The sequence below is a fragment of the Streptomyces sp. P17 genome (genome assembly GCF_032436805.1).
Taxonomy (GTDB): Bacteria; Actinomycetota; Actinomycetes; order Streptomycetales; family Streptomycetaceae; genus Streptomyces.
The window spans coordinates 138592-160167 of the sequence record NZ_JAVRBF010000009.1; the positions used below are offsets into that span (position 1 = coordinate 138592).

Consider the following 21576-nt stretch of genomic DNA (forward strand, 5'->3'; position numbering starts at 1 on the left):
TCACCCCGCACTTCCCGGACTGCGATGCCCCAGTCGGCGCAGGTCGGCGGAGCGTGTCCCCGCAGGATGGAGGTCGGCGTAGGGGTGAAGCCGGGAGCCGGCTGTTCCATCCGTCAGTGTCCGCGGCGCCGGGGTGGTTGCCTCCTCAGTGGACTGGGCCGGGGTGCGGGCTGGCGCGTCCTGCCCGAGCATCTCCAGCGCGGCCTGCGGGCCGTGGTCGCGACGGGCGGCCGCGACGTCCTCCAGGTCCCACGCCATCTCGCCGACGATGGTGTTGCGCGCGCCTCGTCGTTCCACCGTGCCCCGGACCAGGAGGAGGCCGCTGTGGAACACGGTGTGCGCGCACACGTCGTGGGAGTCCTCGAAGAACGCGACGTCGACCAGGCCCGACCCGTCCTCGAGCGTGCAGAAGATCACCCGTTTACCCGACGGGATCGGGGGAGTTTGGGTGGCCGCTCTGACGCCGGCGACCAAGACCCGCTGACCGCGGTGCAGTGCGCGCAGGTGCGCGGCGTCGGTTGCGCCCAACTCCCGCATCAACCGGTGGTGATGGTCCATGAGGTGCTGGGACACGTCGACGGACAGCACCTCCAGCTCGGCACTCATCCGCTCGCGGCTGGTCATCTCGGGCAGCCCGGCGGGGCCCGCGGTGACCAGCTCCCCGCCGAGTGGGAGCTGTCCGTCGGTGGCCGTCCGGTTGCGTGAGTGGCGGTGTAGTTCGGTGGCCTGGAGCAGCAGGTCCCGCCGGGTGAGGCTGCCCTGGAGAGAGGCGAGGGCGCCGATCTGGATCAGGTGTTGCGCGGTGGGCAGCGAGGGCCGGGCGCGCTGCCACAGGTCCTGCAGACTGCTGTAGGGCTGACCGGCGGCGATCCGGCCGACCTCCACCTCGCTGATGCCCTTCACGGTGGACAGTGCCAGCCGCACCCCCCACCCTTCGGAGGTCGACTCGACGCTGTGGGCGACCCGCGAGGCGTTGACGTCGACCGGCAGGACGGGCACGCCGAGGCGGCGCGCGTCGGCGACCAGGACGCGGCGACTCCACATCCCGGGGTCGTGCTGGTACAGGCCGGCGAAGAACGCAGCCGGATAGTGTGCCTTCAGCCATGCGCTCTGAACTGCGGGAACGGCAAACGCCGTTGCATGGGCGCGGCAAAAGCCGTATGCCCCGAACTCCTTGACGGTCGACCAGACGTCGCTGATCACCTCGGTGCTGTAGCCTCGTTCCGCAGCGGCCCGTCGGAACCACGTCTCCACGCGCGGCAGCCGGTCGGAGTCGGCGAGCGCCCGGCGTGCCACATCGCCGGCGGCGCGGTCGCACCCCGTCATACGGACGAAGACGGCGATGATCTGCTCGTGCCAGATGATCACCCCGTACGTGTCGTCCAGGATCGGCTCCAGGTCAGGGTGTGCATAGCGGGGCGCCTCTATCCCGTGCCGGGCGGCGATGAACCTGGCCGGAAGGCCGCCCGCCACAGGTCCGGGTCTGAAGAGGCTGATGTCGGCGATGACATCCGCCAGGTTTTGCGGCTGTAGCCGGCCGATCAGATCCTGCTGGCCGCTGGACTCAATCTGCCAGCAGCCCAACACGGCCCCGCGGCGGATCAGTTCGAACGTCGCCGGGTCGTCCAGAGGAACATGGTCTGGGTTGTCCAGGTCGATCTGCCGGCCGGTGACACGGCGGATCTCCGCGACCGCGTGCGCCATAGCGCTCTGCATCCGGACCCCGATCACGTCCAGTTTCAGCAGGCCCCAGCCCCGCCAGTCTCCCTCCACGTCGATGTCGATCTTGTCGGCCATGATCATCGGATACTGGCCGCCGGGGGTTGGCTGCACCGGCACCCGGTCCAGCAGATTCGCGTCGGACAGGATCACCCCGCACGGATGCATCGCGTAGCCCCGTGGCAGCCCGTCGAGCCCCTCTGCGAGCTCCCACAACGGTCCGAAGCCGTCCGCCCGGCGGGCCAGGTCGCGCAGCTCGGGGAGCTCCTTGAGCGCGGAGCGGATATCTCGGGCCCGGATGTGCGGGAAGGCCTTGGCGATCTCGTCGACGACCTGAGGTGCCAGACCGAGCGCAAGTCCGGTATCCCGGAGGGCGTGCCGGGCCCTCCAGGTCTCCGGCATACCTGTGACAGCGACCCGCTCGCGGCCGAACCGCTCGAAGATCCTGTCGTAGACCTCCAGCCGCCGTGCCGACTCGACGTCCAGGTCAATGTCAGGGAGCGAGGTCCTGCGCTCCGATAGATACCGCTCGAAGAGGAGCCGGTGGGAGACGGGATTCGCAGTGGCCACGAAGAGGCTGTGATTGACCATGGACCCGGCGCCCGAGCCGCGTGCGGCCACCCGGATCCCCATCGCCCTGACATCGCTCACGACCTGCGCCACGGCGAGGTGGTACGCCTCATAGCCCAACCTCTCGATGACCCCGAGCTCGTACTCCAGCTGATCCATGGCGCGCTGGTCGGTGTCCAGGCTCCGGGCGACCATGCCCGCCTCGCACCGCTGGCGCAGCAGGCGCATCGCGTCCCCGTTGTTCGGTCCCGCCCCCACCACCTGTGCCTCGGGGAAGTGCGGCCGGCCCATCCCCAGGTCCCGCACCGGGTCGATCACACACTGCTGCCCGATCGCCGCCGTCTCGGCGAGCAGGGCCGCGGCGCGATCCGCGCCGCCGCCGGCGGCCGCGGCGATCCGGTCCGAGACGGCCGCCATGGCGTCCGGTCCCTTTAGCCAGCGCTCCCCGCCGTCCAGGCGTCGGCGGTCGACCGGGCGCAGGAGCCGGGCCGCGTCGAGCACGTCGGCCAGCCGGTGCTGGCCGCGGTCGGCGTACCGCACCGCGTTAGTCAGGATCACGCCCACCCTCTCCTGATCGGCCAGGCCGAGGGTCCGCGCCGCCAGCCGCAGCGAGCCCGGCCCCGTTCCGGACTGGCCCAGCCAGACCGCTTCGAGCCGTACGTTCTCTCCGGCCAGCTCGCGCCACGGCGCGAGCAGCTGAACCGCCAGATCCGGCCGCCCGGCCGAGAGTGCTCGCGCGGGCTCGGACGTAGGGCCGAGCAGCACCACCAGATCCTCGTCGGCGTACTGGCGCAGGACCGACCACGAGACCACGGGCGATCCGCCGGATGCCTGGGCGTGTGCCGCCGACAGCAGACGGCATAGCCGGGCCCACCCCAGGGCGTTCTTCGCCAGCAGAGTCACGCGAAGCGCGGGCTCCACTACGTGAGCACCGCCGCGTACCGGCGTCCGGGCCCGTTCACGAGTTGCTGACGGTCGGAGGGCGGCGACGGCGATGTCCACGCCGAACACCGGGTGGATCCCGGCGGAAGCGGCAGCGTGAGCGAAGCGCACTATGCCGGCCACGGTGTCCCGGTCGGTCAGCGCGAGGGTGGTGACCCCGCGCTCGGCGGCACGCCGGACCAGGTCCTGAGGCAAGGAGGCACCGAACCGCGCGGAGTAGCCGCTCGCGACCCGCAGGTGCACACCACCAGGCATCCGGCACCTCCGTTCCAGCACACCCCCTTGCCCATCCAGCCACGTGGCTGGATCCAATCACCGTATCGAACAAAAATCGAACACGTCGATTCGTTGCAGCTGAACGGGTCGGTTGCACCCGCGGAGAGCGCTCTTCGGGCCGGGTGAATCAGCCGGATCACGGAATCGAATCGGCGGCTGTCTGTTTCCTGTCGACGGGCTAATGTGCTGGTAGACGAAGATCATCGAAATGGGGGAGGGGGACGGCTTTGAGCGCTGCTGCCTCGCGCCGTCCCGGACGCCCGGTCGGCCCGCAACCGGCCGAGGAGGGGTTAACCGACCGGCAGCGCCGCATCGTCAACTACATCGGTGACTTCACCCGCCGGCGCGGATACCCGCCCTCCATGCGGGAGATCGGCGCGGCCGTCGATCTCGCGAGCCCCTCCAGCGTGTCCCACCAGCTCAAGGCGTTGGAGAGGAAAGGTGCGCTGCGCCGCCATCCGACCCTGCCGCGTGCCTACGTCCTCGCGCCGCCGCCTGTGGGCAGCGAGGTTCCGGCCGACGCGGGAGCCGCCCCGGTCTGCGTGCCGCTCGTCGGACGCATTGCCGCCGGTGCGCCCATCCCCGCCGAGCAGGACGTCGAGGACGTCCTGCGACTGCCCCGGCAGCTCGTCGGCGAGGGTGAGGTGTTCGCGCTCGAGGTGGTCGGTGACTCCATGGTCGACGCGGCCATCTGTGACGGCGACTGGGTCGCTGTCCGCCGGCAGTCCGATGCCCTCAACGGAGACATCGTCGCCGCCATGATCGACGGCGAGGCGACCGTGAAGCGCCTCCGTCGCGACGGGGGTCATGTCTGGCTCGTTCCGCGCAACCCGGCGTACCAGCCCATCCCGGGAGATCAGGCCACGATCCTCGGCCGCGTCGTCGCGGTCATGCGACGCCTCTGATGCGCGTCTCTTAAGACTTGCCATTCTGCAAGCGTGCATGTAGTGTCTTAAGAGTCAACGGGTGGAAGGTGTGGGAACGCCTCGCCCGCGAAGGAGGCCTGCAATGAGGCCCCAAGGAAAGAGAGTTGATGACGAAGAAGCGGCAGATGCTGCTGTCCGGAGTAGCCCTCATCCTCAGCGTGGGCTTGAGTGCCTGCGGCCCCGCCACGGGCGCTCACCGGAGCGACGCCCCTGCGGAAGCCCGACACGACGACACCGTCTCCGGCCTCCGTGACGACGTTCGCCACGTCACCCGGAAGACCGCGTCCGCAGTCCGGCCCCGCATGGTCAACCGGTGCACGACCACCACCAAGAAGATCAAGCACACGTCGCGCACGCGCGTGGGCAAGCGCAGTTCGACCACCACCTGGTATGAGAACAGGCCCGTCACCACCTGCCGCAAGGTGCGCAGCGGAACCGAGTCCTACACCCGGGTGATCCGCCACGAACGCTGGTGCGTGGAACTCGATGCCGTCAACGGCGACCAGCGCCGCCGGGACGTGTGGTTCCAGGTCACCCACGCCACCTACGCGAAGGCCAGCACCGCGCAGGAGGGCGACAAGGTCAAGTTCACGCCCGTCGCGAACGGCTGCTGACCTCGTCGCTCCCCGAGAGCTTGCCCCTCCCCGGAGGGGCAAGGACGACCCGCGAGTGTCCCGCCGCCGGCCGACCGGCGGCGGGACGCGGGCCTCCGCGCGAAATCTGTCCACAGACCAGCCGTCATACGGTCCGACGGCACACCACCGAACGAGGGGATCGCCCGTTGAGCTCGGCACGCCGCCGCAACCGCGCAGGAGCCAGCGCACAGCAGATGGCAGCACGCCAGCGCCGGCGGGCGCTTCCCCTGCCCATCACTCTGGTATTCGCGGCCGCACTCGCGTTCCTCATGACTCAGATTCTCGGCATCAAGGCGGGCGCCACTGCGGCAGCTGCCGCCCTCATCGTCGGCAGCTGCCGCACCTCCCCTGGGCGGAACTCCTGGGCCATCGGCGCGGCTGGCGAGCGCCGCACGGCACGGCTGCTCTTCCCTCTGATCTGGACGCGGCGGTACGCCGTCCTCCACGACCGAGCCGTACCTAAATCGCGCGCGAACCTCGACCACCTCATCGTCGGGCGATCCGGCCTCATCTACGTCGACACCAAGAACTGGACCTCGGTCACCTCGAAGGTGCGTGTCAAGAGCAACGGGCAGCTCTGGTACGGCGATTACTCCCAGGGCCCCGCAGTCGCCACCGTCCGCTGGGAAGCGGAGCAGGTCAGGCGCGTCCTCGGCTGGCCGGTCCACGCGGTGATCGCGGTCCACGGCGCCCGTGTCCCCGGAGGGCGGATCCATCTCGACGGCGTCACCGTCGTCCAGGCCCGCGACCTCCGCCGCTACATCCGTTCGCTTCCCGACGCTCCCGGATGGGACCGGGCGCTGATCCGCGAGACCACCCGCATCGCGGACACCCGACTCGCTCCCGCTTCCGCACGCTGACCGGCCGAGGAACTCTCCAGACCGCTACATCAAGGAGAAAAGACCTCGCAGCCTATCAAGTCAGCCTTTACAATGATCTTTGTGAGCCCTGGGTTGCAGTCACTGAACCCCCGCACACTGTCCGGGGCATAGCAGAGGCGCCTGCGCTCGCTGGATCCGCGAGATCACCGCAGGCGCCTCGCCCATGCCGGGCGGGTCTTCCCACCTGCTCTGTCAGGCGGCCTCTGCGGCCTCCCTCGCGAGTGCGGCCAGCGGTGAACGCTGGCCCTTGCGCACGGCAACCAGCTGCTGCCAGTCGATCTCCGGATGGGCGCCAGGCAGGGCGTCGATGTCGGCTGTACGGAAAATCGGCACCGTGACCGCCCCTGCCTTGGACGTCCCGAACGAGACCTTGCGCCGCTCGACCGGCTCCACCCACTTCAACGTGAGCATGTAGTCGAAGTCCACCCGCCTGACGCCGAGCCGGGCCGCAGACTGGTCCGGTCCGAGCGGCGCTTCGGCCGCGAGGCGCGAAGCGAGGTCGGGTATCGCGCAAACGGCGGCCACCTGGTCAGGGTTGACGAGCACGGCGTCCGGGTCCGCGCTCAGGTTGGCCAGCAGACCGAGGTGGATGAGCCGGCGCACGGCGAACGCGCTTACGGCCGGCGGATCGTCGGGAAGGTTCGGGGTGCCCAGCGCCTGGGCGATCAAGTCCGCGGCCACGGCCGCGCCGATCGGCTCCCGGGGGAGCGAGGTCCGGATCGCCTCCGGGGCCATCGCCTCCACCGCCGGCCGCGACCAGTGGCTGGAGGACGCGTCGGGCGCCGGGATGACGCCGGCGTGCCGCGCCCACCGGAAGGCCGCCACGGGCACCCGCAGACGCTTCGCGGCCTGGCTCTCGTCGTACTCGGTGAGTCGTGCCGTGGATCTTCCTCTCTCGTCGGCCCTCCGAAGCGGGCGCGACAGAAGGTTGCATCACAACTGAAAGCATGTCAATTCGTATTAGAACTGGGCAAGTTGGGTCAGGTAGGAGGGAATCGGGCTCGCGTGTGCGGAGCAGAGATCGCCCAGGCCGGGACTCCGCACCGGATTCCACATGGGCTGAACACCCAGTAGTCGCCGCTGGACAGGGCGACGGCAGGACGGATCGCCCTGGGGTGATGCCGAAACGGCCCCCCGCTGCCCACAGGTCAGCGGGGGGCCGTCAGATGCGGGGTCCCGGACGCCGTCGGACCGGACACGGGTCCGCTCGGCGGTACGGGAGGGCTCTGCTGGCCGGTAGCGGCTAACACCGCATGACAGTGCCCGTCCGGTCCGACGGTCCCCCTGCCTGCGCTCCCTGGGGCCGCCCCGGGTCGGCTTCGGGCGACGCGGCACCCGGAGGGTCAGGGAGAATTCGGGCGAGTGCCTTGTTGAGCTTGCCCTGGACCTCTTCCGTGAGGTCCGCTCCCTCTGCAGTGATCACCCGTATCGGATCGGTACTGGCGAGAACGGCGCATTTCCTGCCGCTGCGGACGAGGGTTTCGAAGGTCATGTGCAGGGTCGCCTTCGTTCCTGCGATGGCGAGGACGTATCGACCTTTACCGTCGCGCCCGACGGAGACGGCGACGTCGTCACGACCGCCCAGCCGTATCTCGCATTGGCTGAGGCTCTGACGGATCTGGAGGGGGAGCGGCTCGCCTGGGCTGAGCGGCGTCAGGGCAGGGAGCACCGCCAGCCCGGAAGCGTCGGGTGGAAGGCGCTCGCGGAGCGCGCGATAGGCCTCCCAGGACTTCGGCATGGGTTTGCGCTCACCGTCCCGGAAGAACTGGTAGGCGTTCCTCTTCCATCCGTTGCTGCTCGGGCGGAAGACCGTCTCGATCCGCAGACGGCCGCTCGTGTGTGTGAGACGGACCGCGGCCGTGCCCTCGAACGTGATGACGGGCTCGACGCCCGTTTCGCCGGCCATGATGTCGACCTCACGCAGCACAGGAATCGGTATGAACCCGTCCTGTCCTACGGGGACTTGGGGCAAAACTGGCACTTCTGGTCGCGCCCTTCTTTGGCTGAAGTGATGGTGAATGGGGACCCGAGAGCGCCGCCTACGGCAGCCCTTTCGCGTCCCGGGTTTCGCAGCTTCTGATTCAGGCCGCTGTGCGGATCGGGTTGCGGTGCAGGCGAATACGCAGATGGGCGGGCAGGTGGTCGGACAGGTCGGTCAGACCGAACTCCGTGCCCGGGGTGTCTGGGGCAGGGATGTCCGGGGCGAAGGAGCGGGGCGCACCGAGGGTGCGGTAGTCGACCACCTCGATCCGCCGACCGGTGACGAGGACCTGGTCGAGATGGAGGGGAACCTGCTCGTTCTCGTACCAGTAGCCGACCGTGGGTGGCCGCCGCATCGGCACGTCATCCTGCGGGTCACGCCAGCCGGCATTCAGCAGCATCTGCAGAGCGTCGGTGTCCCACCCGCCGTACGAACCGTCGCCCAGACGCTTTCGATAGCGGTGCCAGAGATTCTGCGGCACCGCTGACCAGTCCGCCGGCTCCGGATCGTGGAGGTCGGGACTGTTCCCGTCCTGGATCAGGACACAGTCCTCCGGCCAGTCTCCGAACTTCTGCCCGTAGTCGGCGAGATGAGGGACTTCCAGCAGCCGGCCTGCAGGGCTGCTATAGGTGAGGTGCGCTCCGAGCGCCAGCAGGCGCACGCCGTTCACCTCGAACTCCGCTCGCATTGCCCCGTGATGCAAGGCTCCGCGGGCCAGCACACTGGACGGCGAGACGAGGCGGAGCCTGTCGGCTCGGTAGTACATGCAGCTGTGGTTACGTCCGTCGCCGTTGCTGGAGGTCACGTACGGGAGCGCGGTCAGCCCCGTGGCGTCGGCCAGATCGGCAAAGCGATCTCCCCTGTCCCAGTCCGTGGCCTCCATGATCCACAGCAGATCAAGGTCCTGTAAGGAGGCCAGGAAGTCGATCTGCCGTTCCCGGCGGTACTCCTGGTCTCCGTCGATTCCTCCGTTCAGGATGTTCCAGCCGACCAGGTCGAGCTCGGTCGCGTCGGTCTGCTTTGTCATGCTGTCCACCTCCGGCTGCGTGGCTGATTGAGCACGTGGGGGCAGGTCACGAGGACAGAGCACGTAGTTGCTGCCGTACGCGGTCTGCGTCGCGCGGACTGATGGGGGTGTAGATGGCGACGGCCCGCTGGTAAAGGGCCTCGGCGTCGTTGCGGCGGCCAGCTGCCTGGAGGGTTTGGCCGAGCAGTTCGCGGCTGTGCGCCCGCCAACGTGGGGAGCCGGCGCGGTCGAACTCGTCGACGGCCTGACGCCCGAGGAGTGCCGCCTCGTCGAGATCGCCGTCGATCGCATGCGCGCGGGCGAGCCAGGCCAGCGCGCGCGCCGCGTCGATGGAGTCCTGGAGGGAGACGAGGGTGGCACGGGCGGAGGAGAGCGTGCCGATCGCCTCGGATGACCGTTCGAGCAGAAGCTGAACCTGGCCGAGGCAGACCTTGGTGATGGCGACCGCGCGCCGGAAGGTGATCTCTTCCCGGGTGTCCTCGTCGGCCTCGGCCTGGCGCGCGAGCTCGGTACGTCGAGTGAGGGCCTGGAGGAGGAAGGGCTCGGCATCCGCGGGACAGTTCGCAGCGAGGTGGGTTGCGCCGAGCTCGTGGAGGGCCTGCGCTTCGCCTCGCCCGTCGTTCGCGGATCTGGCCAGGTGAAGTACCTGGTCGAACGCCTCGATTGCCTCGTCGTGTTGGCCAGCACCGCGTATCCCGACGGCCCAAGTGCCAAGGATCTCCAGTTCGGCGGCGGAATCCTGGCAGTTGCGGGCCGCGCGGGCCGCGTGTGAGTGGGTGACTGTCCAGAGGTCGTAGTCGTGGTGGGCGCGAAGCAGAGGCCAGAGGGCGTGCGTGAGCTGCCAGACCGATGAGTCGAGCCCGGCGGCGGCCGCCGTGATGACGGCGGCACGTAGGTTGTCCTGCTGGGCTTCCAGCCACGCCAGGGCCTCGGCGTCGGTGTTGAAGGTGACCGGGTCCGCAGGTTCGAATCGGTACTCCCGGGCGAGCGGGCGGTGCGTGGGGGTGAGGCGCCGTTCGGCGCGTGAGGCGGCGTCGAGGAAGAAGTCCAGCGCCATGCGCAGCACCTCCTGCGCACCGTCCGGCTCCTCCTGGGCGAACCGCTCGGCGGCGTGTTCGCGGGCGCTGTCGTGGTATCGGTAGACGGCGCCTCGTACAGGGTCGTCCCCGGCCTGGACGGCCTCGATCATGCCTGCGGAGCGCAGCACGTCTAAGGCTTCCCGCGCGGCGGATTGGGTCAGGCCGGAGAGGGCTGCGGCCAGTGCGGGGTCGACGTCCAGGGGGAACATGCTGCCCGAGCGCCGGTACACCGTCGCGGCGGCCGGCGGGAGTTGCTGATAGCGATCGTCGAGGGCTGTGGTCACAGCCACCTCCTGCAGGGTGAGAACGGGGTGGGAAAGCCGCACTGAGTCACGGGTATGCATCAGCGCGGAGGTTGCGGCTGCCAGGGGTTGGTCCGGTTGGGCTGCGAGGGTGCCGACGACGACGGCCAGGGCCATCGGCAGCCCAGCGGACAGCCGTACGATCCGGGCTGTGGCCTGACGTTCTCCAATGACCCGTTCCCGACCGAGTTGGCGTACGAGGTAGTCCTGCGCGGCCTCGTCGTCGAGCGGCTCGACCCTGTGGAACCGGGCTCCATGGCCGGCGAGGCCTCCCAGCACGTGACGGCTTGTGGTCACGACAACGTGGCCTTGGCCGCCCGGCAGCAGCGCCTGCACCTGGTCTGCGTCGGTGGCGTTGTCCAGCAGGACGCACACCGGACGGTCGGGGACGGCGGTCGCCGTACGCCACCATGCGCCGAGCTCCTCGGCCGACGTGGCACGCACGCCGGGACGAACGGACCGCAGAAGACGGGCGAGGATCTCCGAGGCGGAGGCGGGGCCCCCGGGGGCGTACCCGCGCAGATCGGCGTACAGAGCTCCGCCAGGGAACTGCTCCAAATGCATGTGGAGGAACTTGGTGGCAAGGGCGGTCTTGCCGATGCCGCTGGGACCGCTGATTGCGATCAAGCGCACGGAGTCGGCACCCAGACGGTCGACTGCGGCCGCCAGCTGGACCAGGTCGTAGGTCCGGTCCGTCCATACGGCGGGCACGGGCGGAAGTTGGCGAGGCGTTGGCGGAGTGAACACTGCTTCATGCACGGTCACATGGACATCGGCGACGCTGTCGGCCTGGATGACGGGGCCGTACACCGTGCTGTGGGCAAGCTGGTTGGAGATTGCGCGGCCGGTCAGGGGACTGTCGGGCGGATGGGATGGGATCACAGTGACTTGCTCCTGGTGGCGGCGCTGGCCGGGTGGTTCGTGCCACAGAGGGGTGGTCGGTCCTGCGCTACGCGGTCAAGGCCATCGGTGAGCAGTGGGATCGCGAGCTACGGTTTCCGGCCGACGCCTCCGTAGATGTACGTCGGTTCAGGGGATGCCTCTGGATCAGGGCGCCACAGGGGGCAGGAGACGATGCCCGGCTTCAGCAGCTCGAGCCCCTCGTAGTAAGCAGCGATCTGCTCGGGGCTGCGCAGCACGTACGGGACGGCGCCGGTGTTGTCGTAGCCGGCCTGGGCCTTCAGGAGGTCTGCGTCGGTGTTCGTGCCGTCGTAGTGCACGAGGTAGCTGCCCGAGGGCAGGGATGCCAGAAGATGGCGGACGATCGCCGTCGCCTCGGCGTAGTCCTCGATGTGGCCGAGGATGCCCATGAGCATCAGGGCGATGGGCTCCTTGAAGTCCAGGGTGGCCGCGGCGTGGCGCAGGATCGTCTCCGGGTCGTGCAGGTCGGCGTCGATGTAGGCGGTGACACCCTCAGGAGTGCTGTAGAGCAGGGCGGCAGCATGGGCCAGGACGATCGGGTCGTTGTCGACGTAGACGATCTTGGCGGCCGGGGCGATCTTCTGGGCAACCTCGTGGGTGTTGTCGTACGTCGGCAGGCCGGTGCCGATGTCGAGGAACTGGCGGACGCCGAGTTCGCTGGCGAGGAGGGTGACCGCGCGGATCAGGTACCTGCGGGATTCGCGTGCCATGGTCACGACCTGGGGGGCTATCTCGGCGTACGCGTCGCCTGCCTCCTGGTCGACGGGGTAGTTGTCCTTGCCCCCCAACCAGTAGTTCCAGGTCCGTGCCGAGTGTGGGATGGACGTGTCGATATGGCCGTTCAAGGGATTTCCTCCGGAGACGTCGTGTCCAGTCAGGGGCCGGATCGGGGATCGGTGGGTGCGAGACCGGTCAGGGTGGGGCGCAGCACCTCGGGATCTGTCAGGAGCTGCCCGGTCGGAGCTCCGCGAGTGATCCACCGCAGGTTGAGGGTGTCGTCGCGGGCGGCACGCGGCGGGATCTGAACCGTGGGCCCGCCGAGATAGGTGACCCAGTGCGGCCATAGCAGACGGCCGGATCCCAGCGGGACGAAGAAGTCCCAGCAGCCACTTTCAGCGAAGACCGCGCCGTGCTGCACGCGGTGTGACCGCAGGTGAGCGAGGACCGGGGCGCAGATCTGCTGCGGTGCACGCACCACGTCGAACCGCTGCCCGGTCTGTACGAGACAGGCCTTGGAGCTGCGCCACGCCGAGCCCAGTAGCAGGTACGCCTCCCGGCCGGGGTCGTTCGCGGCCAGGGTGGGGATCGTGTACGGCGGCTCGACGGCGGCGGCGGTGGGGGCCAGCGAAGGCGCGCTGTTACGCCGGATTGCGATCACGTCGAGGGCCGTTCATCCATGAGCGGTGGAGATCAGGCGGGCAGCCGCTGAAGCCAACGGTCGGGGTGGCGTAGTTCGTCGAGCGTCGGAACGAGATCGTGCGTGCCCCACAGACGGTTGAAGCCTTCAGGGCCGATCGCGGCCATCGCCTGATCGACGAACGCGGTGGCCCTCCGCAGCACCCGGCCGTGCTGTCCGCGGGAGGCTATGAACACGAGCGCCGCCTGACGCCGATAGGTCCATGAGCACTGTCGCCGCGTGTCCGTCACGGGCTTGCCAAGAACGAGCGGCGTCGCCTCGCGGGTAGCCCACGAGGCATGCCCGGCGCTCAGCTGGGACACGGGGTTCTGACTTTCCTGCACAGCTGGCCAGGCGCTGCCTGGGACGAGGACTCCACGACACGCCTCGACCTGGGCTTGTTCGGCGAGCACACGAACGAGTAACTCGCAAAGGCCGTCTGGGTCAGAGAGCAGGCCCTGATGCGCAAGGGCCTGGGGCACGATCAATGTCGAAGGCCAGCCGACGGTGTTGGCGACGAGGACCGAGGCGTCAACTGCCCACGTCGTGCGTGCAGCCCAGCCTGCTGCTATGGGAAGCGCTGCTGCCTTCTTCTGCTCCGACTCGGTCAACTCGACGTCAGTGGTGTCGCGTTCGACTTGGCGGCGGATGAAGGCTGAGTAGTTCGTGGCCAAGCCCGGGACGGTCAGCAGCTTCACGGTGACGGTGTGCGGCAGCTGCAGTTGGGTGACCTTCTCGACATACGGTGCTGCCTGGGCGAGGAAGGTGTGCATGTCCTCGGCCAGCTGCCCGCTGCGGCCGGTCTCGTCCTGAACGTTGATCGTGGTCATGCGCGGGCTTTCGGGTCGAGAGCGGGTAAGGACGTGGCGGACGGCGGACCGGAGTGCTGTCCCACCGAGAGGGCGGCGACGATCGCCGTATGGGGGCTCATCGGAATACTGACGAGCCCTCTCGATCCCACGGTGGGAGGCGACTGTGCCCACGAGGGGCGCGGAGAGTGGACGAGTCGTTTGATCACGGAGGCTTCTTCTCGCAGAGGTTGAGGGGGCTTGACCGCCTGCGTAGGGGTGAGTGGTGCACTTACGCGGGGAAGGCGTCGGGAATCACGGTGTGCTCGCGGACGATCACGACGGTCTCTCGTGGTGTGGGCGGTTCAGCGGAGTCAGGCGGCGTGGGGTGCCCTGCGGGCGCGGCGGACCGCGTGTTCGGCCGACCACTGGGGGTGGTGAGGCCCGAGGACGGATTCGGCCAGGCGTATGAGCTGGAGATCGTCGGGTCCTGCCGGGGCATGGATGAGGTCGAAGTCCCTTCGCAGTTGCTCGATCGGCTCTCCGATGCGTGCCGCGTGGCCGCCGTAGAGCTGTTTGGCGTGCTCGGAGGAGGCCGCTCCGGCGCGGTGGGCGGTGAGTTTGGCGTTGTGCAGCCATGGGTCGCATGCCTTGCCCTGGTCGAGGAGGCGCGCGGCGTGGTAGGCGGCGAGTTCGGCGGTCATCAGGTGGTGCTGCATCTCAGCGACGCGGTGGCGGACGGTCGGCAGATCCGCTAGATGCCCGTCGCGGCGTTTGCGGGTGGAGACCCGTTGGGTGGTCTCGTCGAGCATCCGCTGGTGGATACCAAGGGCGACGGCTGCGAGGTTGAGACGTCCATAGACGACGCTGGCGAGTTGGGCGACATCGAGGCCGTCGCCCAACTCGCCGATCATGTTGGTCTCGGGGACACAGACCCGGGTCAGGCGCAGGGTGTCGACGCTGAAACCTCTCAGCCCGTTGACGGGCGCGGGGACGATGTCGACACCGGGGGTGTCCTGCTCAACCAGGAAGGCGGTGAGGCTGTGGCGGTCGCCAGGCTTCCCGGTCCGGACGACGACACAGTGGACGTCCGCGATGGCCGCGTTGCCCACCAGGACCTTCTCCCCTTCCAGGATGTACTGCCCGCCGCTGGGTCGGGCGGTCGCCTCCAAGCCGAGGATGTGGCTGCCACGCTCGGGGTCGGTCACGGCGATGGAGGGCCAGCAGCGGCCCGCGGCGATCTCGGGCAGCAGCTTGCGCCGCATCTCCTCGCTCCCGTACTCGGCGATGGGGGCGGAGCCGAGGATGGATGCCTGGAGGGTCGCGCCGGCCGCAGGACTGACGCGGGATACGGCCTGGAGCACCAGGGTCTTGGCGGTGTGGCCGAGGTTCAGGCCGCCGTCCTCGGTGTCGATGAGCAGGCCGAGCCAGCCCGTCTCGCTCAGGATCTGACGCACGTCACGGTTGGTGTGAGGGCCGCCCTCTTCCATCTGGCGGGCGAGCGCGGTGAGCCGGGAGGTCGCGAAGGCCTCCGCCTCGTTCAGGAGGCTGAGGTGGTCGTCGGTCAGGAACGGGAGGGAGAGGGCGGTCGGCATCGGGTCGTGTCCCCTCGTGTGTGGGCGGGTGGCGGGTGGTGTCCGCCCGGGCCTGCGCATGGAGGCCGGGGCGGTCCGGCATGAGGTCGGCGACCCGGGGGTGAAGGGCCGTCGGCGGGTGGATGTCGGAGGTGTGTGCCCACCGGGTTGTCGCAGGGCGTGGGGGTGCGGCCGCCGTCCGGTGCTCTTGCTCGGGTACGCGGGGCTAGCGGGAGAGGATGTTGGCCATGGTCTCGGCCGCCGCCTTCTCGACGATCGCCATGAGGCCGTCCGATTCCGTGAGCTCGTGCACCCGCTGGTCGATCACGCACACGGTGCCCAGGACCGTCCCGGTGTCCGGGTGGATGAGCGGTTCGCCGTAGTAAGCCGTGATGCCGATGGCGTCGACCACGGGGTTGCCGGAGTAGAGGCGGGAGGCGTGCACGTCGTGCAGCGGGAGGCCGAGCTCGCGGTCCACGACGTGAGGGCACCAGCCGTGCCTGGGGTCCATGTCGCGGCCGACGATAGACAGGCCGCTGTCGGCGGGCGGGTTGTGCAGCCCGGCGAAGTGCTGTCGCTCCAGCGTGAAGTTGACCATGGCGTAGGGAAATCCGGTCTCGGCGGCCAGGCGGTCGGCGATGTCGTCGAACGAGGCATCGGCCTCTCCGGTGACTCCATGCCGGGCGAGGAGTTCCCTGCGGGTACGGATCACGGCGGGGTTCTGGCTGAGCGTCGCCAGGACGAGGTCACGGTGGTCGGAGGTCATGCGGGGTCCTATACAGCGGAGGCGGTCAGGGCGGTGGAATGGGCGTGCCGGGCCAGGTCGATGAGGACGCCGGCGGCGGAGTTCTCGTCCCGGGCGTCGCAGGAGATGACGGGGATTCCCGGCGGCAGTCGTAGGGCGCGGGCGATGTCGTCTTCGGGGTAACGGAGGGCGCCCTCAAAGACGTTGGCCGCGACGACGAACGGCACGTCGCTGTGTTCGAAGTAGCTCACGGCGTGGAAGCTGTCCTCCAGCCGACGGGTGTCGACCAGGACGACGGCGCCGTGGGCTCCGGAGATCAGGTGGTCCCAGAAAGGGACGAACCGGGCCTGCCCCGGGGTGCCGAAGAGGAGCACTTCCAGCCCGGGGAAGGTGATGCGGCCAAAGTCCAGGGTGACCGTGGTGGTCGTCTTGGTCTCCACCCCGTGAAGGCTGTCGGTCTGCGCGCTCGCCTGGGTGAGAGTTTCCTCTGTGCGCAGCGGCTCGATCTCGCTGACCGCGCCGATCAGGGTGGTCTTGCCGACGCCGAAGCCGCCCGCCACAACGAACTTCAGTGTGTCAGCAAGCCGTCCGGCGGGCATCGGGCCACTTCCTTTCGAGTGCGGCGACCACTTCTCGTAGAGTTCCTGGGTCGCTGGCGAAGACCGTGGGGGCGATCTGCACGGCGTGGATGTCAATCAGGTCCGAGACGAGGACCTGCACGACGGGAACCGGCTGACGGATCCTTCCGGCCAGCTCGGCGATCGAGCGCCTCCGGGTGAGGCAGAGCTCCACGATCTGTCGTGCCTCGGGCACGACCTGGCCCGGAGAGGTCTCGGTGCCCGGTTCGAGCTGTGTGTGTAGTTGCAGGTCCGATGAGTGCCGGGACTGCGTGCGCCCGCCAGCCACCGCGTACGGCCGCACGCCCAGGGCATCGACGACGGTCCACGGCGTTCCGTCCTCGGACGTCATCACCGCAGGTCGGCATGAGCGCTGCCGGGGAAGGCGCCGGCCAGCTCCTGCCGGACCGGTGTCGTCATGCGCTGCGGGAACCGCTTGATCAGCTTCCGCATCTCGTAGCCGATCAGACCGAGGTCAGCGGCTGTCTCGGTGTGGACGCCCAGGACCGTCTCCACGGTGCCCTCGGCCGAGGGGCGATGGGAGAACGCGGCATGCTGCCTCACACCCGAGGCCATGGCCACGAACAGATGGTCGTCGAATTCGATGGCGATCTGCCGCGCGTGCTGCTTGGTCCCGGTCGGGCCCGGGGTGCTGGCGGCGAGCGAGGCGTAACCGCACAGCGCCGCCGACACGGTGTCCGCCCAGTCCTTGGCGACGTTGCTGCTGGCCAGCAGGGTCAGCCCGTCTTTCGACGCGACCAAGGCGTGTGTCACTCCGGGCACCCCCTCCACGAAAGCGTCCAGCAGCCATGCCACCGTCTGGGCGGGCGTCAGGTCGGGCGGCGGAGCAGCGGTGGTGTCCTGAGCGACGGTGGGGGTGGGGGGATTCGTCACGGTGAGACCTTCCTGGATCGGGTCGGCTCCGGCCCCTGGCCGGAGCCCCTGATGTCACTGACTGTCGGCGGGCACGGACGGGATGTCTTCGGCCAGGGCGCGCTGGTTCCCGCGCCTGAAGTCACCGAACAGACCGGGGCTATCGGTCACAGCCGCCGGGCCGGCGGCGCTCCTCTGCGGCTGCGGCGTGCCAGACGGGGCGTCGGGGCGCACTGGCAGCGGCGGGAGTCCGTCCGCCGTCGGGCCGAGCGACGGTGCGGCCTGCCGGGCACCTCGGCGCTGTGGCAGCTGCCCGGGCGCCTGCCCCGCCGCCACGGCGGCCGGAAGAGGCCGGGCAGCGGGGGCACGGCGCTCTGGAACCGGGGCGGCGAACTCCTGCTCGGGTTCAGGCTCGGGCCACACGAGCAGATCTCCCGGCACGGTGATGAACGCGGTCGTCCCGCCCCCCGGGTTGCGGCGCAGTTCGACGTGGATGCGGTGGCGCTGCGCGGTCATGCCGACGACCAGCAGGCCGAGCCGTCCGTCCTCCAACTGCTTGTGGACGTCGACGAGGTGAGGCGAGGTGAGCAGTGTGTTCGCCTGGTCCAGCAGGTCTCTGGGCATGCTCTCGCCGCGGTCGGTTACCTCGATAACCAGATCTGCGGACACCGTCCGCGCCTCCACCCATACGGGTGTGTTCGGCGCGGAGAACCGGGTCGCGTTCTCGACGAGTTCGCACACCAGATTGGTGACGTCCGGCGCCACATGGCCGGGCAGTGACAGCTGGGGGGGATGGGAGCCGTGCACGACGCGGGCCCGTTCGTACTGCTCGATAGCCTGGATCGCGCCGCGCAGAACCAGCGTGACGGTGACCGGCTGGCGTACGGCGCTGGCCGACTCACCGCCGAGGATGGCGAGGTTGTCCACCATGCGCCGCAACCTGACGGCCATGTTGTCGATCCGGAAGATCTCGTTGAGCAGGCTCGCGGCCTTGACCTGGTTCTGCAGAGCTGCGAGCGCCGCGAGCAGCTTCATGATCAGCAGATGCTCGCGCTGGGCGATGTGGCGGAACATCGCGTGCCGGACCACCAGACGCGACTGCTCGTACGCCGCGATCACCCTGCCGACCACGTCAGCCTGAAGCTCCTCAAGCGCGGTCTCGACCTCGGAGAAGACGATGATGTCACCGGGTACCGCCGGGTCGGACACCTGAGCCGCAGGACCGACCGGATCGTCCGGGCCCCCGGGAGACGGGACCCGGGGCGTGTGGCCCTGCTGGAGTTGTTGCATCGACCACTCGGCGCTTCGGCCGACGGCGCCGATCGCGTCGAGTACTCGCCGCGATCCCTCTTGCTGAGCCCGGCAGAGGCCCCGTGCTGCTACCCGGGCCCGCCACAGCCCGACGGCCAGAGCGGTGAGCACGCCGGCCCCGAAGGCGATCAGAAGGTGCGGCACCCCAACGTACGCTGGCGCCGCCGACCACAAGCCGCCCGCCGCGCACAGGACGAAGGTCAGGATCAGCATTGGCGTGGCCACTGCGCCCTGGACGTGGCCGTAGACCAGCTTTTCGGCCGGCGGCCGTCTCTGCCGTGCACGACGATGGCCGGATCGGCGGCGAGTCGGGAACGCAGACATCGAAATCCTTGGGGGCGCAGAGGGGGAGGGCCACCAGGGAAGAATCCGCAGCCGCGACGGGGGACGCGCGGCTAGCCTGAATGCTCTTCACCTGGTGACCCGGCTTTTGTCAGGACATCAGGCCGTCGCTTCAGCCTTGCCGATACAGGCTGTCGGCCGGGCAGTAAGGTCCCGCAGGTCGTAGTCGGAACCTCTGAGACGGCTGGTGTCCTTGCTCCTACGGTTTCAAGAGCCGCACGGTGTCGTCACGGTCAGCAGTGACCAAATTTTTCGGCTGACATGCAACGCTGTGACCTGCGAAAACGGCTCTACTACCCGCGTTTTTCGGCACGTTGGGGCCAAGGGCCCTCACGATCTGGGACGGTTTGCGAAACCACGGGTCTACGGTGAGCCGACCACGACACCCAGGGAGCAGCTACATGAGTGCGCCTCGATCAGCCAAGGACTCGAAGGCGGCGAGAGACGCCCTACGGCGACAGATGACCGAGCTGGACAGCCCCATGTCCGCCATCGCAGCGGAGATGCGCACGCAGTTCGGTTATCGACCGCGGGAAGCCTGGCGCCACGCCCACGGCTGGTCACTGCAAGAGGTGGCCGACCGCCTCAATGACAGAAGCCAGCAGCAGGACGAGGCGATTGCCGCAGAGACATCCGCCGTCAGCAAGTGGGAACGCTGGCCAGTCATGTCCACCCAGCGCCGGCCCACGATCCCGGTCCTCCTCGCGCTCGCCGATGTCTACGGATGCGGCGTGGAGGACCTCCTGGACCTCCAGGACCGTGCGGAGCTTCCCGCCTGGGAACTGAACGTCCTCAACCGGATGACGCCCGCAGACGTCGAACCTGGCGGCACCGAACTGGTGAAGATGGCTGCGGACGAGTCCTTGACCTGGGCACGCTGGGCGGAGATCACCAACGTTGGTGCCTTCTCGCTCGCACAGCTGTGGGGACAGACACAGCTCCTGGCCTCCCAGTACCTCCAGCCGGACTCGAACCCCATTGCCCTGTTCAGCCGCGCCCGCGAACTACGCGCCGAGGCCGGCCGGCTCCTGGGCGGCCACCAGCACCCCCACCAGGCCAGCGAGCTCTACATGATCAGTGGCTACCTGTGCAGCCTGCTGGCCTGGATGTCCTCGGACCTGGGACACGCCGCGGAGGCCGAGACCCAGAGCGAGACAGCATGGCTGTGCGCAGAGTTGGCCCGCAGCGACACGCTACGGGCATGGGTCCTGTCCGTCCGTTCCAAGACCGCCTTCTGGAGCGGACGGCTCAAGGACGCCCTCCAGCACGCCCGCCGCGGAGCCTCCTACGCCCCCGGCGGCACCGTGGCGGTCCTGCTCGCGTGCCAGGAAGCCGACGCCTGGTCACAACTCGGAGCCGTCAATGAGGCACTGGCCGCACTCACGCGCGCCGAGGCCGCACGGGAAGCCGTCACCGACGCGGACGACATCGGCGGCCTGTTCGCCTGCACGCCCGCGCGGCAGGAGAACTATGCCGCCGCCGCACAACTGCGTATCGGCAGGCCCAACGACGCCCTTGAATCCGCAGACCGCGCACTCGACCTCATCAACGCCCAACCCGTACGGGCCTACGGGACCGTCGCGCAGATCCACATCAGCCGCGCGGCGGCGTACCTGGATCTCGGGGAGCCCGACGGCGCATACGAGGCGTTACAGCCGGTCCTCACCCTCTCCCCAGACCGGCGCTTAGCCCCGGTCGCCGACCGGCTGACGGAACTCGGCGCCGGCCTCGGCCACCTGCGCGGAGCGGGCAGGGCCGTCGTGGGCCTGCGCGCGGCGATCGACGAATTCGGACGAGACTCCGCCTCCCGGCGTCTTGCGGCCCTCTCGCCAGGGCACAGCAGCACCTGATTGGATCACCGCCATGACGACTGAGCCCAACGGCATGCGCAATCACTGGTGGTGGCGACCCGGATGGAACGTGGGCCGCCGCTTCTACACCTGGCACTTGACCTTCGAAGGTCAGCAGGACGTACACCGGCTCGCCGCCGAATACCGCTCCGCCCTCGCGCCCCTGGAACCGGCGCTCACGCTCATCCCTGATCAGTGGCTGCACCTCACTATGCAGGGCATCAACTTCATCGACGAGATCGACAAGAAGGACGTCGAGGCAGTCGTCGCAGCCGCCCGCCCCCGCCTGGCGGCGATCCCCGCCTTCGACGTCCAGTTCGGACCGGCGACGATCGACCCGGAAGCCGTCCTCCTGCCCGCTCAGCCCAGCGAACCAGTCCGAGCCGTCCGCAACGCCATCCGTGCCGCGATCGGCGACGTCCTCGGCGATGTACCCGAACAGGCCCACGGCTTCACGCCCCACATGTCCGTCGCCTACTCCGCCACCGACGGACCGAAAGATCCCATCGCTGAAGCGCTGGCCGAGCTTGATGCGGAGCCCGCACGTGCGCGCATCACCACGGCAGAGCTGATCGTCATCCATAGGGACAACCAGATGTACGAGTGGGAGCCCTACACAACCGTGCCACTGGGGTGACTGTCCAATGTGAAGACAACCCCACCTGCAGAGCCGTTCGGCCGCAGGGCCGGGCGGCGGCAGGGCCGGGCGGGCTGTAATCCCACTTGCGTCAGTGAGCACGTCACGTGTGAACGGTCACGTAATTCCCCGGGCCCGGCGTCACGTAATTCCCCAGGTCCTGACCTCGTCCATGTCTACTTGA

Annotated in this window: 19 protein-coding genes; 5 read left to right on the forward strand and 14 right to left on the reverse strand. The window is 69.0% G+C overall.

Features of this window, described 5'->3' with window-relative positions:
- A complete protein-coding gene (locus tag RMT89_RS08380; RefSeq protein WP_208865797.1) occupies positions 1-3486 on the reverse strand; it encodes a DNA polymerase III subunit alpha in 3486 nt (1161 codons plus the stop codon).
- Between the two features lie 248 nt (positions 3487-3734).
- Here RMT89_RS08380 and lexA point away from each other — a divergent pair, with 248 nt between their 5' ends.
- The 3 genes from lexA to RMT89_RS08395 all read left to right on the forward strand — a co-directional run bounded on the left by lexA (position 3735) and on the right by RMT89_RS08395 (position 5928).
- Positions 3735-4412, forward strand: a complete 678-nt coding sequence (gene lexA, locus RMT89_RS08385; RefSeq protein ID WP_315883173.1) for a transcriptional repressor LexA — start codon at positions 3735-3737, stop codon at positions 4410-4412.
- Between the two features lie 128 nt (positions 4413-4540).
- Positions 4541-5047: a hypothetical protein gene (locus RMT89_RS08390; protein ID WP_007495321.1), complete on the forward strand. Its 507-nt coding sequence runs from the start codon at positions 4541-4543 to the stop codon at positions 5045-5047.
- 215 nt (positions 5048-5262) lie between these two features.
- Entirely contained in the window at positions 5263-5928 is a 666-nt protein-coding gene (locus tag RMT89_RS08395; RefSeq protein ID WP_007495323.1) for a nuclease-related domain-containing protein, read from the forward strand.
- Between the two features lie 213 nt (positions 5929-6141).
- Here RMT89_RS08395 and RMT89_RS08400 read toward each other — a convergent pair whose 3' ends face one another.
- The 13 genes from RMT89_RS08400 to RMT89_RS08460 all read right to left on the reverse strand — a co-directional run bounded on the left by RMT89_RS08400 (position 6142) and on the right by RMT89_RS08460 (position 18707).
- On the reverse strand, positions 6142-6780 hold the full coding sequence (locus tag RMT89_RS08400; RefSeq protein WP_007495325.1) for a hypothetical protein: 639 nt from the start codon (positions 6778-6780) through the stop codon (positions 6142-6144).
- 412 nt (positions 6781-7192) lie between these two features.
- Positions 7193-7855 (reverse strand): hypothetical protein, encoded by a 663-nt coding sequence (locus tag RMT89_RS08405; RefSeq protein ID WP_315883174.1) that lies wholly within the window; start codon positions 7853-7855, stop codon positions 7193-7195.
- A gap of 175 nt (positions 7856-8030) precedes the next feature.
- Entirely contained in the window at positions 8031-8957 is a 927-nt protein-coding gene (locus RMT89_RS08410) for a hypothetical protein (RefSeq protein WP_007495329.1), read from the reverse strand.
- A 46-nt stretch (positions 8958-9003) separates the two neighbouring features.
- Positions 9004-11220 (reverse strand): tetratricopeptide repeat protein, encoded by a 2217-nt coding sequence (locus RMT89_RS08415; protein ID WP_007495331.1) that lies wholly within the window; start codon positions 11218-11220, stop codon positions 9004-9006.
- Between the two features lie 107 nt (positions 11221-11327).
- Positions 11328-12104 (reverse strand): SAM-dependent methyltransferase, encoded by a 777-nt coding sequence (locus RMT89_RS08420; RefSeq protein ID WP_007495333.1) that lies wholly within the window; start codon positions 12102-12104, stop codon positions 11328-11330.
- 29 nt (positions 12105-12133) lie between these two features.
- The gene (locus tag RMT89_RS08425; protein WP_007495335.1) at positions 12134-12637 is read right to left on the reverse strand and encodes a hypothetical protein; all 504 of its coding nucleotides are present in this window, start codon (positions 12635-12637) and stop codon (positions 12134-12136) included.
- A gap of 32 nt (positions 12638-12669) precedes the next feature.
- Positions 12670-13485: a zinc-dependent metalloprotease gene (locus RMT89_RS08430; RefSeq protein WP_007495337.1), complete on the reverse strand. Its 816-nt coding sequence runs from the start codon at positions 13483-13485 to the stop codon at positions 12670-12672.
- A 332-nt stretch (positions 13486-13817) separates the two neighbouring features.
- Positions 13818-15038 carry an acyl-CoA dehydrogenase family protein gene (locus RMT89_RS08435; protein ID WP_007495339.1) on the reverse strand — a complete coding sequence of 407 codons (1221 nt, stop codon included), beginning with the start codon at positions 15036-15038 and terminating at the stop codon, positions 13818-13820.
- 205 nt (positions 15039-15243) lie between these two features.
- On the reverse strand, positions 15244-15783 hold the full coding sequence (locus RMT89_RS08440) for a GAF domain-containing protein (protein WP_007495340.1): 540 nt from the start codon (positions 15781-15783) through the stop codon (positions 15244-15246).
- 8 nt (positions 15784-15791) lie between these two features.
- Positions 15792-16361 (reverse strand): ATP/GTP-binding protein, encoded by a 570-nt coding sequence (locus RMT89_RS08445; protein ID WP_007495342.1) that lies wholly within the window; start codon positions 16359-16361, stop codon positions 15792-15794.
- Positions 16339-16731 carry a DUF742 domain-containing protein gene (locus RMT89_RS08450; RefSeq protein ID WP_063741749.1) on the reverse strand — a complete coding sequence of 131 codons (393 nt, stop codon included), beginning with the start codon at positions 16729-16731 and terminating at the stop codon, positions 16339-16341. Before RMT89_RS08450 ends, RMT89_RS08445 begins: the two co-directional genes overlap by 23 nt.
- Positions 16731-17273, reverse strand: a complete 543-nt coding sequence (locus RMT89_RS08455) for a roadblock/LC7 domain-containing protein (protein ID WP_007495346.1) — start codon at positions 17271-17273, stop codon at positions 16731-16733. The genes RMT89_RS08450 and RMT89_RS08455 overlap by 1 nt, the downstream gene beginning before the upstream one ends.
- A 54-nt stretch (positions 17274-17327) precedes the next feature.
- A complete protein-coding gene (locus RMT89_RS08460) occupies positions 17328-18707 on the reverse strand; it encodes an ATP-binding protein (protein WP_315883175.1) in 1380 nt (459 codons plus the stop codon).
- Between the two features lie 599 nt (positions 18708-19306).
- On the opposite strand from RMT89_RS08460, the gene RMT89_RS08465 reads away from it, so the two are divergent.
- Together RMT89_RS08465 and RMT89_RS08470 are read left to right on the forward strand one after the other, a co-directional pair.
- Positions 19307-20755, forward strand: coding sequence for a helix-turn-helix domain-containing protein (locus RMT89_RS08465; protein WP_139063548.1), 1449 nt, complete (start codon positions 19307-19309; stop codon positions 20753-20755).
- Between the two features lie 13 nt (positions 20756-20768).
- Entirely contained in the window at positions 20769-21392 is a 624-nt protein-coding gene (locus tag RMT89_RS08470; protein ID WP_244313349.1) for a 2'-5' RNA ligase family protein, read from the forward strand.
- Positions 21393-21576 lie beyond the last annotated feature (184 nt).